Annotated in this window: 14 protein-coding genes; 2 read left to right on the plus strand and 12 right to left on the minus strand. The window is 36.1% G+C overall.

Annotation, left to right across the window (positions count from 1 at the left end; translation table 11 throughout):
• Positions 1-32: 32 nt before the first annotated feature.
• The 6 genes from ACEYOS_RS07555 to ACEYOS_RS07580 all read right to left on the minus strand — a co-directional run bounded on the left by ACEYOS_RS07555 (position 33) and on the right by ACEYOS_RS07580 (position 7852).
• Positions 33-1391: an IS110 family transposase gene (locus ACEYOS_RS07555; protein WP_373797551.1), complete on the minus strand. Its 1359-nt coding sequence runs from the start codon at positions 1389-1391 to the stop codon at positions 33-35.
• 385 nt (positions 1392-1776) lie between these two features.
• The gene (locus ACEYOS_RS07560) at positions 1777-2487 is read right to left on the minus strand and encodes a hypothetical protein (protein ID WP_373707734.1); all 711 of its coding nucleotides are present in this window, start codon (positions 2485-2487) and stop codon (positions 1777-1779) included.
• Positions 2488-2848: 361 nt separating this feature from the next.
• On the minus strand, positions 2849-4192 hold the full coding sequence (locus ACEYOS_RS07565) for a chloride channel protein (RefSeq protein WP_373707735.1): 1344 nt from the start codon (positions 4190-4192) through the stop codon (positions 2849-2851).
• Between the two features lie 112 nt (positions 4193-4304).
• Positions 4305-5849: a GEVED domain-containing protein gene (locus tag ACEYOS_RS07570; RefSeq protein WP_373707736.1), complete on the minus strand. Its 1545-nt coding sequence runs from the start codon at positions 5847-5849 to the stop codon at positions 4305-4307.
• 154 nt (positions 5850-6003) lie between these two features.
• Positions 6004-6756 carry a polysaccharide deacetylase gene (locus ACEYOS_RS07575; protein ID WP_373707737.1) on the minus strand — a complete coding sequence of 251 codons (753 nt, stop codon included), beginning with the start codon at positions 6754-6756 and terminating at the stop codon, positions 6004-6006.
• 130 nt (positions 6757-6886) lie between these two features.
• Positions 6887-7852, minus strand: a complete 966-nt coding sequence (locus ACEYOS_RS07580; protein WP_373707738.1) for an NAD-dependent epimerase/dehydratase family protein — start codon at positions 7850-7852, stop codon at positions 6887-6889.
• A gap of 235 nt (positions 7853-8087) precedes the next feature.
• Between ACEYOS_RS07580 and ggt the strand changes: the two genes are divergently transcribed.
• Both ggt and ACEYOS_RS07590 read left to right on the plus strand, forming a co-directional pair.
• A complete protein-coding gene (gene ggt, locus ACEYOS_RS07585; RefSeq protein WP_373707739.1) occupies positions 8088-9773 on the plus strand; it encodes a gamma-glutamyltransferase in 1686 nt (561 codons plus the stop codon).
• Positions 9774-9784: 11 nt separating this feature from the next.
• Positions 9785-10399 (plus strand): Crp/Fnr family transcriptional regulator, encoded by a 615-nt coding sequence (locus ACEYOS_RS07590; RefSeq protein WP_373707740.1) that lies wholly within the window; start codon positions 9785-9787, stop codon positions 10397-10399.
• Between the two features lie 181 nt (positions 10400-10580).
• Here the strand turns inward: ACEYOS_RS07590 and ACEYOS_RS07595 are convergent, their stop codons facing one another.
• The 6 genes from ACEYOS_RS07595 to ACEYOS_RS07620 all read right to left on the minus strand — a co-directional run bounded on the left by ACEYOS_RS07595 (position 10581) and on the right by ACEYOS_RS07620 (position 15890).
• Entirely contained in the window at positions 10581-12008 is a 1428-nt protein-coding gene (locus tag ACEYOS_RS07595) for an SDR family oxidoreductase (protein WP_373707741.1), read from the minus strand.
• Entirely contained in the window at positions 12005-12490 is a 486-nt protein-coding gene (locus ACEYOS_RS07600; RefSeq protein WP_373707742.1) for a hypothetical protein, read from the minus strand. Before ACEYOS_RS07600 ends, ACEYOS_RS07595 begins: the two co-directional genes overlap by 4 nt.
• Before the next feature lie 149 nt (positions 12491-12639).
• A complete protein-coding gene (locus ACEYOS_RS07605; protein ID WP_373707743.1) occupies positions 12640-13113 on the minus strand; it encodes a beta-carotene hydroxylase in 474 nt (157 codons plus the stop codon).
• 1 nt (position 13114) lies between these two features.
• A complete protein-coding gene (locus tag ACEYOS_RS07610; protein ID WP_373707744.1) occupies positions 13115-13573 on the minus strand; it encodes a hypothetical protein in 459 nt (152 codons plus the stop codon).
• Positions 13573-14418: a phytoene/squalene synthase family protein gene (locus ACEYOS_RS07615; RefSeq protein WP_373707745.1), complete on the minus strand. Its 846-nt coding sequence runs from the start codon at positions 14416-14418 to the stop codon at positions 13573-13575. The genes ACEYOS_RS07610 and ACEYOS_RS07615 overlap by 1 nt, the downstream gene beginning before the upstream one ends.
• A gap of 2 nt (positions 14419-14420) precedes the next feature.
• Entirely contained in the window at positions 14421-15890 is a 1470-nt protein-coding gene (locus ACEYOS_RS07620) for a phytoene desaturase family protein (RefSeq protein WP_373707746.1), read from the minus strand.
• Positions 15891-15937 lie beyond the last annotated feature (47 nt).

Genomic DNA, 15937 nt, shown 5'->3' on the forward strand with positions numbered 1-15937 from the left:
TTCTGACTAACGTTTTTATTTCTTACTTACAATCAGCTAGTTGCGAAACTGATATCTTCATTAGTCAGACCAAATTTAGTGATTTGCTTTTGAATCCTTTTTACTAAACCTAGCTTTCTTTTTTCGTCCAAAAATAAGTAGCCTTCAGGATTGACGTAGGATTGATTTTTAACGACCATATTCCTAATAATCATTGCTAATTTCCTTGCAGTTGCTGAGATTGCAGATACTCTGCCTTTTCTAAAATTGATTCGCTTGAAAAAATCCGATAATGGTGTGGAATCTTTTAAATTACCAATCGCATTTGCTGCATTTCTTAAGGCTATTTTTAAACGGTTACTTCCTTTTGGGATTCTATTAGAAAGTATTTTACCACCACTTATTTTATTATTTGGAGTCAATCTTAGCCAACTTGCAAAGTGTTTTGCCGTCGGGAATTTCTTGATGCCTTCCAATCCAACTTCACTCATTATAGAAAGTACGGTTGAATAGGAAACTCCTTCTATTGCCAGTAAATCTACGCCTTCAAAATATTGATAAGCCATTAAATTTAGGTCGATATTCTTAGGAGTATTCTTATTGATTTTTTTGTGCTTTTTAGGTTCTATGTGGTGTTCTTTTTTATTGTTGTCTTGATCAATTGTTGTATTTAATATTTTCTCAATTTCTACATCGCATTGTGAAATTTTACTTTGCAAGACTTCATACATTTCAAGCTCTTGATTCAGGGCAAATAAATAATCTTCTCTTCCATTGGTATGAAGTGCTTTTGCAATTTCTTTTTCGGTTTTTCTACAATTACCGTGTCTTAATTCTGCTAATTTTAAGGCATCTGTTTCTCCGTTGCAAATTGCATGAATAATGAGAAGTCCGGTTAAACCACAAATGTCATTTACCACCACATCCAATCGGAGGTTGAGTAGGCGTAAGTATTTTTGCATTTTTTTAGAAGTGCTGGCTGCAGAATCTAATAAATTTGCTCGATGACGACAATAGGTACGGAGTTTTTCGGTAGTTTCATCGGGCAGAAAACTACCTGTTAACAATCCGATACTGTGTAGTTTTTGAATCCATTGACAGTCTTGAACGTCTGTTTTTCTGCCTTTTATGTTTTTAGTAAATTTACCATTACATAAAATAACCTGGAATCCATCAGCCAATAAGATAGCATAAAGTGTTTGCCAATAGGTTCCTGTGCTTTCCATGGCAACTGTTTGAATGTTCTTTTCTTTCAACCAATTTGATAAATTTTTCAAGTCCTCATTGAAAACACCAAACTCTTTAATATCTTCCTCTTTTTGGCCAACCGCAACCCAGTGTGAGCGACTTCCAATATCAATTCCTGCTGCATTTGAATTGACAATTTCCATTGAAATTTTGTTCTCATTCATATTTTCAAAAATTAATGATTAAAAATACTCTAAGGAGATGTTCTTTAGGCTAAAAAAAATATTCTGAACGGGGTTCTGATCAATCAGACCGCCACTGAAGTCATCACATACATCTCAACCAGGATTGCACCCGTGCTATTACGCAACAGTTTTAAAATCGGCCTTGCAAAGAGCATAATAAAATTAGAAAATATTTCTCATAACTACCAAACGTTAGCTTGAGAAGTCAATTCGGTGGTATAGGGGGGATTGCCTCCAACGGTTGGGTATTTCTGCAGGTGGGATAAAAATACGAAATCTTTCTGCTTCTTAAAAACTTAATTAATCGCTAAAATCTTCAACGGAAACTTCCTACCTAAAAATATCTTTTTAACGATAGTTTCTTTTAGTAGTCATCATATGTAGTCATTCCTTTGTATTTTCCGTTTTTAATTTCGAATAGAACATTATAAGATTCCGAGCCGTCTGAATTATTTAAAATTATATACAATGTTTTCGTTTCCTTATCATAATAGCATTCTGATAAATCATTGTTTAAATCAAAAAGATTTTCGATTTCTTTTTTTGGTACATCGAAATGAATTTGTTCTATATTTCCAGTTATAGATAAATAGTTTAATTTAGGCGGAAAATTTCCCAAGGTTCCAAATGCGTATTTGTCTTTATAGGTTATATAGCCGTTAAATTTCTTGAAAAATATTTTGTTTTTTTGAAAATCAAATTTTCCAGATTTAATTTCTACTTCTACATTACAACAAATAAAAACTGTTCCTTTTTCACTATTGTCAACTGAAGGAATAAGTAAATATTCAGTAATTTGTTTCAGTTTTGAATTATGAATAAACCCTGAAATATATTTTGAGAAAACATTTTCTTTTTTTTGCTGATAGCTGATTTGAGACCAATTTTCATTTTCATTCCCTTTGCTAGAAATAAAGATAATTTGATCTGACTGAATTGTTGCAATTATTTTGCTGTTAGAATTTGCACTTGCGCGAATATTTACATAACCTTCTTTGTCAACAATTTTTGCAAACTGCGCAAATATTATTACTGGTTGTAAAAATAATAATAAGATATAAATATATTTTTTCATCTAAAATATTGAAATGTATTTTTTGTTCTGTTTTTAGTTGAAAGCAGACGTATCTAAAATTGATGCTAACTCCCAAATATACGCAACTATCATCATTTATAAATTTTTTCTCTAAGCGATCAGCAATTAATCAGCTGATTCTTTTTACAAACAAAATTAAAGTAATGTTGGTCAAGGTAAATGTACGGTTTCATTTTATCCCTAATTTATTTCCAACTAAAGAACTGCCCGAGATGGTAGCGCCGATCGGAACGACATCCTTTTTGTGGAGAAACAACGGAAAAAAACATGATTGTCGGCAGGCAAATACAGTAGATAGCTGGTGTAAAGGTGGAAGAAAGAACGGAATTATGGCTCCCTATTATTTCCGTAATTCATCCAGATACATCAATTTTAACTGGTCATAAAGTGAATGTTTGCTGACTAAAACAGAAATTAGTGAAGAAACCATACCAGCCAGCATCAGGTAAAAAATCAAACTGTGGCGATCGGTCATTTCTAAAACAATGATGGAAGAAGTAAATGGTGCACGGGTAATCCCGGTTAGAAAGGCAACCATTCCTGCTAAAATAACAACGTTGGTTTCATGTGGCGTTAAATTGATCCAGCCTGCAATCACCGCTCCCATACTTGCACCTGCGGCTAAAGCTGGAGCGAAAATTCCGCCCGCGCCACCTGAGGTAAACGATAAAGCCGGACCGATCATTCGAAATAGTGGCATGTACCAGGCTTCGTTTTTATTATCGGTGAATAATACTCTTTGCATAATTCCTTTTCCGGAACCTAAGATTTCTTGATTGATAAAATAGGCGAGAGAAGCGATGATTAAAGCGGAGATTACCAAAAAGATAATATTGGAACGATCCGTTTTCAGTCTTTTTTTCCAGTTACTAATGCTGATCATTATTCGCGATAGCTGACTGGCGAAAATGCCGGAAACGGCAGAAGTCAAAATCACTGGAAAGATGATCATCATGCTGATGTCACTTGTTTTCGGATATCCTAAATATAGATAAGAGCCTGCAAAGGTTTGGGCGGTTAAACCTGCGATGATGACCGCCGTAAATAAAGCGGTTTTAAAATAATTGATATGCGTTTTTGAAAGTTCCTCTACGGCGAAAACAATCCCACCCAATGGCGTATTGAACGCCGCGGAAAGTCCGGCCGCAGCACCGGTCATGATCATATTCTTCTTAGAGATCTTGGGCCACCATTCGGGTAAATATTCATTCACTTTCCTAAAGACGGATCCTGCAATCTGTATCGTCGGACCTTCCCGACCAACCGCGCCACCACCAATGACTAAAACAATGGAGGACAAGACTTTGAAGATGATGATCTTGATACTCAGTAATTTAGAGATCTTATAATGTTCCTTTGGATTTGCTAATTCTACGGCAGCCATTACTTGCGGAATTCCGCTTCCCTTACCATACGGAGCAAATCTTTTCACCAACCACCAGGACAGAACGAATGCAACTGGAGATACGATGAAGATAAGCCAGCTGTGCCAGTTCATCATAGCATGCATCAGATTTTCTCCCCACTGAAAAAGTTGTGCATAAAAAACGGCGAAAACTCCGGTGATGAAGGAACCGATCCAAAATGGGATTGCCTGGAGCAAATTGTGCTTCAGGTTTTCGTTGTGAATGTTATCAAAAGAATTTTTGATGGATTGGCGAATAAGAATAAAGAGACTTCGCATACTGCAAAAATATAATTTTTTAACGGTTTATTTCGCTTAATCGGCTTTAATTTTAGTCATCAAAAAAGGTCTGCACGAGTGCAGACCTTCCTATAATTGAAATTGATCAGTATTATTTTTTAACAATTTTCACTGACTGAATTCCTTTTTCAGTTTGAATGTTAACAACATAAACTCCTGGAGTTAATTTGCTAAGATTCACTTGGTTTTTCACAGCATTTAAAGCATGTGAAGAAACTACTTTACCAGTGAGGTCAAATACTTGAACCGTGCTAACTTTAGAGTCAGCTTCGATATTTAATACATCAACTACTGGGTTAGGATATACCTTAACTTGAGCTTTGTTTACATTAGAAACTGCTAATGAAGTAAGGTTTAAAGTATAGTCTTCAACTTGTCCAAAACTAGAAGTTCCACAAGGAGTTACGTTAGGAGTTAATGAAGAATCATGCATTCTAACTCTCATTCTTACCTGACCGGAAGCAACATTTGCTGGAATGGTAATCGATCCTGTCCACGGTGATGCTTTTTTCGGAGTTACCAAAACTTCTTCGCCTGCATCATTAAAGTCTTTATCGTTGTTATAGTCGATCCAAACCAGTACTTGATCATCTGAGTAAGAGTTACCAGAGAAGCTAGCGGTAAACGTGTAAGTTTCACCTGCTGTAACATTACCTACCACTTGGGTGAAATCTTCGTAACCTGCCGGAGAAGTAGAATTATTGTTGATATCCGCAAAAGTTACGTTGGATATTTTTTCGAAACTGGTCGATGTTGCACCTGCGCTACAGTAAATTGCACCAGAAGTTGCAAATGAACTGATTGCACAACCAGTTGCAGAACCAGCCGTGTTTTTAGGAACTACCTGCCAGTAATAGGTTGACGACGCATCTAAATTAGTTGCTGTGAAGCTTAGTCCAGAAGAATTACCAACCAGCGTTGTAGGTGTTGGATTTTTATCCAAATAAATATCATAAGAATCTACAGAAGCTCCAGCCGTTGGCGCAGTCCAGGTTAAGTTGACAGAATTATACGCAACTTCAGTTGAACCGTTTGCTGGTGCTACCGGAGCTGCACAGTCAGGAGCGATCGTTGCTGGTGCAGCAACTTTAACATCATCAATCGAAATAAAATCTTGATCTGTAACATCATGATGACGGAACGCAACATAGATCGTTTGACCTACCAAACTGCTAACATCCAGCATTCTTAAATAGGAAGTTCCCTCATTTGCCGGATCATCATAAACTTCTGAGAAAGTAACTGGAGAGGCCATCAAAGTAGCCATATCACTTGAGGTAGAAACATATACCGAGTACTTTTCGGTATCCCATGTTTGGGCGGCACATTGTACTTTCCAGGAAAGATTGACAACGCCCGTGGCAGCGGTAAGGTCGATCGCCGGTGATACAATCCAGTTGTTAGGGGTCAAAGGTGAACCTTGCCAAGATCTGGAAATCATTGAAACTGGTGTTACGGGCGTTCCATCAGTATCAGTTACTTGAAAGATATCTGCCCATTGATTCCCATCGCCATCAACATCATACCGAGTCCAATTGGAGACATCTTTGTCATTAAAATCATCATAAAAATAGGTTTGTCCGTACGCGGTAAAAGGCAATGCCAGCAAGGAACCGAAAAGTAAAAGTTTTTTCATAATAGTATAATTTAGTTAAACGTATTTCAAAAATAGGTTAAATAAACTTATTATGCAAAATTTTGTACGTATTTTTAATTAGTCTTTATTGAATTTAACTTTTAGGTAAGCATTTCATAATATGAAAAAAATAGATATAGAAAGCATTGACACACTAAAATGCAAAATCTTTGACCCGAGCATTGGCGAGTTCATTTTCAATCATCCAGTTGCAAAAATCATCTAATTTGTCATGCAGTTTTTTACCGGAATTGTATTTTTTATAAAATGAAACGTCAAATGATTTTTTCTCAAAATCAGTGAACTGCCACGAGTTCAGATAAACAAACACAAACTCATCTTTTTTAATGGTTTCAATCACCATGCTTTCATAAAAAGAAAGAGGAGTGATCTGAAAAATAAAATCATTGTACGGAATTTGGGAATAACGGGAAATGCTCTCATGCAGAATACTCAATCCATTTTGCTCAGTGAAAGATGCTTTTCGCTCAAACCTTTTAAAGGGAAAAATCAAAGCCGTATCTTCATCCAGAGAAACATAACTGAACCGTAAATTATGGATCTCACTTAAAAGAAAGTCGTTTTCTTTCATTCTAATTCCGCGGATCTGTTTGCCGATAAGATCTTCGGTCCACTTTTTAATTTCCTCCAATTGACTTAAAGTAGAATCGATATTATAGAAGGAGATTTCATGACCGTCAGCAATTATTTTTTTTATTAATTTCTCCAGGTTAGAAACGAGCGAAATTTCAATGAAGAAGGTCGCACGAATTTCTTTATTATCTAAACTTCGTAAGATCGCTTTGGTGTTCTGAATGGTAAGTTCTAAAAGTTCCTCGTCGCTTAGCCCTGCAACATTTTTAAATGCCCGATCAGGATTAATAATATTAAAAGTCAGTAGAATCATTTCGTTATAAGAATGTTTGGTGAAAGTATAAAAAAAATCTGCAAAATCCAGAAACGCTATTTCCTTTGATTTTACAGATGATTATTGAACTGAACTTTCTTTCCTTGTTAATAAAGAAGAAACGTTCTTTTTAATTTTTTGCCAACTTCACTTTTAAATTGGTCAACATATCTTGCGTCATTTCGGTAATGCCGTAGTCGTAAGAAAGTCCCCAATCTTTTTTGGCTACCGAATCATCGATCGAGGCTGGCCACGAATCCGCAATTTGCTGACGGAAATCGGGCTTATAATCAATCGTAAATTCAGGGATCTCTTTCTTAATTTCTTCGGCTAATTCTTTCGGTGTGAAAGACATTCCACCTAAGTTATAGGCAGTGTGAACGGTTAAGCTTTCTTTTGGAGCTGCCATCAGATCAAGCGTTGCTTTGATTGCATCACTCATATACAACATCGGCATTCCGGTATTTTCAGAAATAAAACTGGTGTATTTTCCTTCTTCCACAGCTTCGTAAAAAATCTCTACTGCGTAATCAGTTGTTCCACCGCCAGCTGGCGTTTTCCAGGAAATCAAACCGGGATAACGGATGCTTCGTACATCAACACCGAATTTAGTGTTATAATATTCGCACCATTTTTCGCCCGCCATTTTCGAAATTCCATAAACAGTTGTTGGATTCAAAACCACTTCTTGTCCTACATTTTCTTTCGGAATTCCTGTTCCAAAAACGGCGATAGAACTTGGCCAGAAAATTTTCTTAAGCAAACCTTCCTTCGCCATTTCACAAAATTGCAGCAAAGGTTCTATATTGAGTTTCCACGCAAAAAGCGGCTGTTTTTCAGACGTTCCAGATAGGAGAGAAGCCAGGTGATAAATGGTCGTAATGCCGTAATCTTTGATGACCTGTCGAACCAGTTGCGTATTGGTCACATCCATTCTTTCATAGAATCCAGCGGAAGTCAGGTTTTTATCCCAACGGTCAAGGCCGGAAGCGACCACATTTTCGGCGCCATGAATTTCAACTAATCGATTGGTGAGTTCGGTACCAATTTGTCCGAGGGCTCCGGTGATAAGAATTTTTTCCGTTTGCGATTCCATTTTTAGATTTTAGATTTGACGCAAATTTAATAAAATCGAGTCTGAAAAGAAATACTATTCACAAAATAATTTTTTGGGCGACTTTTTCCGCCTTCCATTCCCGCTATTTTTTTGCCTTTCTAGTTCCAGCGCTAAAAAAATGAGCTTCATTCAAGTCGGGTCGTGACTCAGGACTTCATTATAAATCTCCGTTTTTATATTAGAATTCCTTATTTTTGATAAAATTATTTTCCAAATGAAAAAACTGTTTCTATCCTTCTTAGTTGTTTCCCAGTTTGCCTTTGCGCAATTCACCGATATTAATATCATAAAAGAGATTCACACCAAAAATAAAGGTTTGGTCGTTTCTGCACATCCATTAGCGAGTGAAGCTGGCGCAAAGATCATGAAAATGGGCGGAAATGCTTATGATGCAGTGATTGCTACCCAATATGCTTTAGCGGTCGTTTATCCACAAGCTGGAAATATTGGTGGTGGCGGATTTCTGGTCGGCGTTAAAAATAATGGCGAAAAATTCACCATTGATTTCCGGGAAACGGCTCCAGAGAAATCATCCCGAGATATGTACCTCGATAAAAAAGGAAATGCCAATACGGATCTTTCTCAAAATGGAAGATTAGCGGTGGGAATTCCGGGTTCCGTAGCTGGATTTTTTGCTACCTTAAAGCATGCAAAACTTCCGATGGACCAATTGATTCAGCCCGCGATTGATTTGGCAGAACAAGGATTTGCGGTTACTCAAAGAGAAGCCAGCTTACTCAACAATCAAATGGATTATTTTCATCAACATAATAAAAACAAAACCGTCTTTCAAAAATCAACGCCCTGGAAACAAGGTGATCTTTTAATTCAAAAAGAATTGGCAGCGACTTTAAAGTTAATTCAGAAAAATGGCGCAAAAGGTTTCTATGAAGGAAAAACCGCTCAACTTATTGTGGATGAAATGAAACGCGGAAACGGAATCATCACTTTAAATGATTTGAAAAACTACAAAGTAGTCGAAAGAAAACCGATCTCTTTTAATTATAAAGGAACCGAGATCGTATCGATGCCTTTGCCTTCAAGTGGTGGAATTCTGTTAGCGCAAATGTTGAAAATGAGCAGTTTTGAAAATTTAGAAAAATACCAGCAAAACTCAACTCCAGCCGTGCAAATTATGGTCGAAGCTGAACGTCGTTCTTTCGCAGACCGAGCAGAATATATGGGCGACCCTAATTTCATTAAAGATCAAACGGAAATGTTAATCTCTGATCAGTATCTGAAAAGCCGCTGGAAATCGTTCACGATGAATAAGGCAACACCAAGTTCAGCTGTTGGGAAAATAATTTCGCAACCCAGAGAATCTACTGAGACTACACACATTTCAATTATCGATAAAGAAGGAAATGCGGTGTCGGTTACCACAACCATCAATGGTTTATACGGAAGTAAAGTGGTGGTTTCAGGAGCAGGATTTTTACTAAATAATGAGATGGATGACTTCTCCGTAAAGCCTGGAGTTCCTAATATGTTTGGAGCAGTTGGTGGTGAAGCCAATGCCATTCAACCGGGGAAAAGAATGTTAAGTTCGATGACGCCGACGATTGTGATGAAAAATAACAAGCCGTATATCATCGTCGGAACTCCTGGTGGAACTACAATTCCTACGGCTGTTTACCAGTCGATCGTGAATATTATCGATTTTAAACTGAGTCCAAATATGGCCGTCAATTCGCCGAAATTTCACCACCAGTGGTTGCCTGAAAGTGTTTTGGTAGAAAAAAACTTTCCTGAAACTACGATTTTGGATTTAGAAAAAAATAATTATACCATCGAGAAAACGGCGCAAATAGCCAGAACAGAAATGATCGTCATCGATGAAAACGGAAACGCCACCGCTGTTGCAGACGGACGTGGCGACGATTCAGTTGGAGTTGAATAAAATTTAAGAAAATGGCAAGTACCAGATTCAAGCAGAAGCTTAGAGAGAAAATATTATCCTATAAACCAGATTTCAATATAGAGGTTTTAAATATAGGTTTAGATCAATTTAAATTATCGGACTGCAAGGCGGGTGAGAATATTGTGAGATCAGGAGAAGTTTGCAAAAAAGTCTTTTTTGTCGAAAAATCGATCAGTCGGTGTTATTTTCTGGACGAAGATGGTGAAGAGAAAACACTTTGGTTAGAGCCGGAAATGAGTTTTATGACCGATTACGAAAGTTTTAATTTACAATTGGCAAGTAAATGCAATATTCATATTTATGAAGATTCCCTTATTTGTTCTATTGACAGGGAAATTCTCGTTAATCTTTATATGACCCATCACGAATGGGCCTTGTTAGGTATTGCAATTATGGAGGATCATTTTCTCAATTTATTCAAAATTACAACCAACATTCATTTTAACAATGCCAGCACGAATTATGAACATGTGGAAAGTTATTTTAAGAAATACTTAGAGGTGGTTCCTCTGAAGCATATTGCATCCTGGTTCAATATCTCTGCAGTTCATCTTTCGCGAATCAGGGCAGAGCGATTTAAAAAGGACGAAATTAACATATGTTAATTTTAAAATAGAGTAGTACCATTATCTTTGCACCCGATTCTAAGACACATGATGAAAAGAGATCAGTCTCTTATACTTGCCTTTGTTGTATTGATTACTTTAACGGGTTGATTTTTTAACTTTAGGTAATTTAACCAAAATGATGCAGCAAAGTGGCAAGTTTTTATTTTCCTGAATACGATTATTTCCCAGCTAATTTCTTTAGCATTCCATTGAAGATCAATCCGTGAAAAGGCAATACAGAATACCAATACAGTCTTCCCGATAAACCAAGCGGTCGAAAAGTTGCTTCCTGATGGAGTACGCCATCTTTTATTTTAAACTCTAACCAGGCTTCCCCCGGAAGTTTCATCTCAGCGAAAAGCAGTAATCTTTTTTCTTCACGATTCGCATAAAGAACGCGCCAAAAGTCGACAGAATCGCCAGCTTCTAAACTGTTCATATTTCGTCGTCCTCTTCTTAGGCCAACGCCACCAAAAAGTTTATCTAAAAAGCCGCGAATTCTCCACAGAAAATCGGCATAATACCAACCTGTTTTTCCACCAATGCTGAAAACACGATCAAATGCTTTTTCTTCATCATCCACTTTTTCGTCGCGAATATCTTTAAAGCAACCTTCTTCGGGAACTTCTAGATATTGCCAAACTTTTCGGCTGTGAAACTGATTGCTAAACGAATCAAACCAACTGGACAAAACATCATTTTGTTTAATTTTATCGAAAGCCAAACGAATTGCTTCCTGATAAGAAAAAAGATGAATATCTAATTTTTCGGCTAGATTGTTTTTGTAGGCAACAACGTCAATCTTCATACTGTCAACCAGGTTTACGGCGAGAAAATAACTCGTTGAAGTAACGAAGTATAACCAGTAAGAAGATAATCTGGGCGTCATTACAGGAACAATGAAAATATGACGTTTCAAGCCACGTATTTCCGCATATTGCAGCAACATCTGCTTGTAGGTAACGACGTCAGTTCCGGAAATATCATAATTTTGATTATAGGTAAATTCCTTTCCTAAAACACCCACCAAAAACTGGATGACATTTCGAATTGCAATAGGCTGACATTTCGTATTCAACCATTTCGGCGTTATCATTACCGGTAATTTCTCTACCAGATCGCGAATGATCTCAAAAGAAGCACTTCCGGAGCCAACGATAATTCCAGCTCGCAGGCTTGTTAAACCGTAGATGGAACTGGCTAAAGCTGCTTCAACCGCTTTTCTTGATTCTAAATGTTTGGACAGCTTTTCTTCATTGATAATTCCAGTTAGAAAAATCACCTGTTTAACATTGGTGTTTTCTAAAGCTACGCGGAAATTATCGGCTGAAGTTTTTTCTTTTTCCTTAAAATCTCCGTCACTGGAAGACATAGAGTGAATAAGATAATAAGCGGTATCAATATCTTTTGGAATATTATTTAAAGTAGATTCATCTAAAAAATCATTCTCAATAACTTCGATTTGGTTGAGCTTTTCTTTAAATAAATTAAGACCAAATCTATTTTTATCTCTTACAGAACATACGATATGATGACCTTCTTCTAATAATTGTATGAGAAGTCTTTTGCCAATGTAGCCGGTAACGCCTGTAAGTAATATTTTCATGAAGTAAGGAATTTTTCTAAAATGGTATAACGGCTTTCAAAAATAAATTTCACTTTATTGGTTACTAATTTACCACCAAATAAATCTCCTAAAATGCCAAATGGCATCTTATAATTCACGATATCCGTCATCAAAACTTCATTTTCTGAAATTTCTTTAAAGTGATGTTCATGGTGCCACATTGCGTAGGGTCCAAATCTCTGTTCATCTACGAAGAACTGTCGATCTTCTAAATGCGTAATTTCGGTAACCCAATTGGAACTGATTCCGGGTAGAATTCCGATTTTGTAAGTAATGATTTGTCCTTTATACGTTTTGTTGGGTGGATTATTGGTAATACGAAACTCCATTTCACCCGGAGTGATTTTATCTAAATTGGTAGGCAACGTAAAAAACTCCCACGCTTTTTCTAATGAAAGAGGTAAAATTTGTTCGGAAGTTAAAGTGTAAATTCCAGATTGTTTAGTGATGTTAATTTTCATTGATAGTGGAGAGATTTCGTTATTTTAACAATAACTATTGAATCGTAATTCATCATCTGGTGAAGCAATTCTATAATACGAAATGCTTCCAGACGATTCAATTTTTTTTTATTTAAAGTTTTGAGAAAAATGCTATCAGATAAAAGACCTTATTTTCTAACAGTTGACATGCGCGCCTCTTTAAAATATTTCATTGGAACGTACAACATTCCAAAACATTCGCCTTCTTCTTTTCCCAAATGCTTGTGGTGCATTTTATGCGCTTTTCTTAACCCTTTTAAATACCAGTTATTGGTTTTATCAAACCATTTGAAACGGCGGTGAATTAGCACATCATGAACTAAAAAATAAAGAGTTCCGTAAATTAAAATCCCTAATCCGATAAAGAACAAATAGTTGATTCCACCTCTTGTTCCAAACCAAAAGAGCAGAATGCTGGGGATTGCACCAACGATGAAAAAAGCATCGTTCTTTTCAAAAACATGCGGGTAACCTGGCTGATGATGATCTTCATGCAAATACCATCCGAAACCATGCATTATAAATTTATGAGTAAGCCAAGTTGCCGCTTCCATCAGAACTACGACAATTGCTGTTAATAATAAATATCCTATAATTTCCATTTTATAATTTTAAATAATCTTTGATGTAAACTTTTAAATCTTCATCGGTTGTGTTTTTGTAGGAACGCGTCAAGTACGTTCTGTCCTCTGAAATATTTTGAGAATATCCTAGAATTTTTGGGACACTTTCTTGCGTAATGAGACGCATCAATCTAACCTCCAGATTGTCTGGCTCTGCTTTTAAAGAGTTTTCCATTAATTTTTTTCCTTCATTAAAATACGACATTTTCTTTAAAGGATTGAAGGCATGTTTTGCCATAAAAAATTTTCCCACTGCTAGAAATCCCAGATAGACTGGTTCTTTCGAATTTTTGTAAGCCGTAGTTGATTTGTCAATCAAAGTTTTAGCTGACTTTTCTGATTTTTCACCTGTTTGTAACAAGGCTCGATATTCTTTTAAATTTTGAGAAAACATCAGAGTAGAAATTATTAGTAGTAATAGGAAGGTAAGTCTTTTCATTAAAGTAAATTCAAATTTTTATTGAGAATCATTTCTCCAAAAAGATACATTTTTCTAGCGTTAGAAACGCGTATTCTTTTTGTTAAGAGTAATTCTGGTTTTGTTTTTCTGATTTTTTTAAATAAATTGAAGTAATATTTATAAGCCATAAAAACTGCTAATTTACAAGAAATTGGTAACATTTTAATTCCGGTTTTTGCGTGGGCAAAATCTCTGGCAATGTCTTTCTCAATTTCCATCTTATCCTGTGCCGAAAAGTTATTGAAATCAACCCCTGGAAAATAAGTTCGGTTAAGATCAATAAAATCAGCGCTGATATCTCTTAAGAAGTTAATTTTCTGGAAAGCTGCACCCAAACTTTGAGCGTAAGGTTTCAATCTTTCGTATTCTGGAACATTGCCATCAACAAAGACTTTAAGACACATCAATCCAACAACTTCGGCTGAACCATAAATGTATTCGTTGTATTTTTCGTCATTCAGATCTTTGATTTCACCCAGGTCCATTTTCATAGAATGTAGAAAGGCATCTACCAAATCCTGTGGAATATTTTTTTCCCTTTGAGTCAAACAAAACGAGTGTAAAATTGGATTTAATGAAATACCATTTTCTTTTGCAGAATGATAGTTTCTTTCAAATTCCGCCATTAATTTTACTTTGTCGTAATCGTGGAAAGTATCTACAATTTCATCCGCCAAGCGTACAAAACCATAAATATTATAAATGTGCTGACGAATTTCTGGCTGAAATAGGGAAGACGCCTTGTAGAAAGAGGTGCTGTATTTTTCGGTAACCATCTTGGAAGATTGTCCACAAAATGCGTTAAAAATTTCTAAATTATTCATGGTTAGAATATTTTGTTTTGATGTTGAATAATGTAATCTGTCACTACCTTTCCAGAGATTAAAGCTGGCGGAACTCCGGGTCCCGGAACGGTCAATTGACCCGTGTAGAAAAGATTTTTTATTTTTTTATTACTGATGCTCGGTCGTAAGATAGAAGTCTGTAATAAAGTGTTGGCAAGGCCATAAGCATTACCACGGCAAGAGTTGTACCGCTCTTTAAAGTCCTGTACGCCAAAACTTTTTTTGAAGAGAACTGAACTGCGTAAATCTACGCCAATGTTTTTTTGTACCCGATCCATTATTAATTCGAAATATCGATCATGGATATCCTGGTTGTCCTCTAGATCTACGGCTACCGGAATTAAGAAGAATCCAACTTCCTTGCCTTCTGGACACAGATCTAAATCTGTTTTAGAAGAAAAATTAGCGTAGAACAAAGGTTTCTTTGGTAATTTAGGTTCATCGTAAATATCAACTGCGTGCTGTCCGAAGTCGGTATCGAAAAATAAATTGTGATGTTGAAGTTCCGGAACTTTCTTATCAAAGGCTACATAATATAAGAACGACGAAGGCGCGAAAACTTTCTTCTGCCAATAGTCATCGCTATAATTTTTCTCCTCCTTTTTTAATAATTTCTCGGTATGAGCGTAGTCTGCTCCAGAGATTACCAAATCAGCTTCGAACGAATCAGTACTTGTTTTAACTCTTTTTGCTTTATTATTTTCAGTTTCAATTTCAAGAACATTTTGATTGACATGAAATTCAACCCCTAATTCTTTAGCGAGTTTCACAATTCCTAAAGCAACAGCATTAAATCCACCTTTCGGATACCAGGTTCCTAATCCAAAATCAGCGTGATTCATAAAGTTATAGAACGCTGGCGTATTCTGAGGTTTTGCACCTAAAAATAAAACAGGAAACTCTAAAATACTTTGAAGCTTTGGATTTTTAATATTCTTGCGAACGGTTTGAGATATATTTTGAACAAATAAATTTAATCGGGTAGCCGTTTCTAAACTGACTAATTCTAACAAAGATTTTCCAGGATTATAAACCAAATCTTTCATCGCGATATCATAATTCTTACGGGAATCTTCCATGAATTTTCGAAGATGTTTACCACTTCCTGTCTCAACTTCTTCGAATTTTGCGATGATTTTTTCAGGTTCGTCAGAGATATCAATGTAATCATCTTTACCAAAAACCACTCTGTACCCTGGCGATAACTTCTTTAACTGATAATATTCTGAAACTTTTTTACCAAAATCTGCGAAAAACCGCTCGAAAATATCTGGCATCCAATACCAACTTGGACCCATATCGAATTTAAACCCATCAATTTCTAATAGGGAAGCACGACCTCCCAACTGTTCGTTTTTTTCTAAAACCTGAACAGAATAGCCTGCCTTAGCCATATAACAGGCAGAAGCGAGTGCTGAAAATCCGGATCCTATAATGACTACTTTTTTCATGTTTTAAATAATGGAACAAAAATATACTTTTATTTTGAAAATAGAAA

The sequence above is a fragment of the Kaistella sp. genome, from assembly GCF_041824135.1.
GTDB lineage: Bacteria > Bacteroidota > Bacteroidia > Flavobacteriales > Weeksellaceae > Kaistella.

Excerpts from the sequence above, each read along its gene's own strand:
- ACEYOS_RS07590 (WP_373707740.1), top strand. The coding sequence starts at position 9,785 with ATGGCAAGTACCAGATTCAAGCAGAAGCTTAGAGAGAAAATATTATCC.
- ACEYOS_RS07600 (WP_373707742.1), bottom strand. The coding sequence starts at position 12,490 with ATGAAAATTAACATCACTAAACAATCTGGAATTTACACTTTAACTTCC.
- ACEYOS_RS07580 (WP_373707738.1), bottom strand. The coding sequence starts at position 7,852 with ATGGAATCGCAAACGGAAAAAATTCTTATCACCGGAGCCCTCGGACAA.
- ACEYOS_RS07570 (WP_373707736.1), bottom strand. The coding sequence starts at position 5,849 with ATGAAAAAACTTTTACTTTTCGGTTCCTTGCTGGCATTGCCTTTTACC.
- ACEYOS_RS07555 (WP_373797551.1), bottom strand. The coding sequence starts at position 1,391 with ATGAATGAGAACAAAATTTCAATGGAAATTGTCAATTCAAATGCAGCA.
- ACEYOS_RS07575 (WP_373707737.1), bottom strand. The coding sequence starts at position 6,756 with ATGATTCTACTGACTTTTAATATTATTAATCCTGATCGGGCATTTAAA.
- ACEYOS_RS07560 (WP_373707734.1), bottom strand. The coding sequence starts at position 2,487 with ATGAAAAAATATATTTATATCTTATTATTATTTTTACAACCAGTAATA.
- ACEYOS_RS07615 (WP_373707745.1), bottom strand. The coding sequence starts at position 14,418 with ATGAATAATTTAGAAATTTTTAACGCATTTTGTGGACAATCTTCCAAG.
- ggt (WP_373707739.1), top strand. The coding sequence starts at position 8,088 with ATGAAAAAACTGTTTCTATCCTTCTTAGTTGTTTCCCAGTTTGCCTTT.
- ACEYOS_RS07610 (WP_373707744.1), bottom strand. The coding sequence starts at position 13,573 with ATGAAAAGACTTACCTTCCTATTACTACTAATAATTTCTACTCTGATG.
- ACEYOS_RS07595 (WP_373707741.1), bottom strand. The coding sequence starts at position 12,008 with ATGAAAATATTACTTACAGGCGTTACCGGCTACATTGGCAAAAGACTT.
- ACEYOS_RS07605 (WP_373707743.1), bottom strand. The coding sequence starts at position 13,113 with ATGGAAATTATAGGATATTTATTATTAACAGCAATTGTCGTAGTTCTG.
- ACEYOS_RS07620 (WP_373707746.1), bottom strand. The coding sequence starts at position 15,890 with ATGAAAAAAGTAGTCATTATAGGATCCGGATTTTCAGCACTCGCTTCT.
- ACEYOS_RS07565 (WP_373707735.1), bottom strand. The coding sequence starts at position 4,192 with ATGCGAAGTCTCTTTATTCTTATTCGCCAATCCATCAAAAATTCTTTT.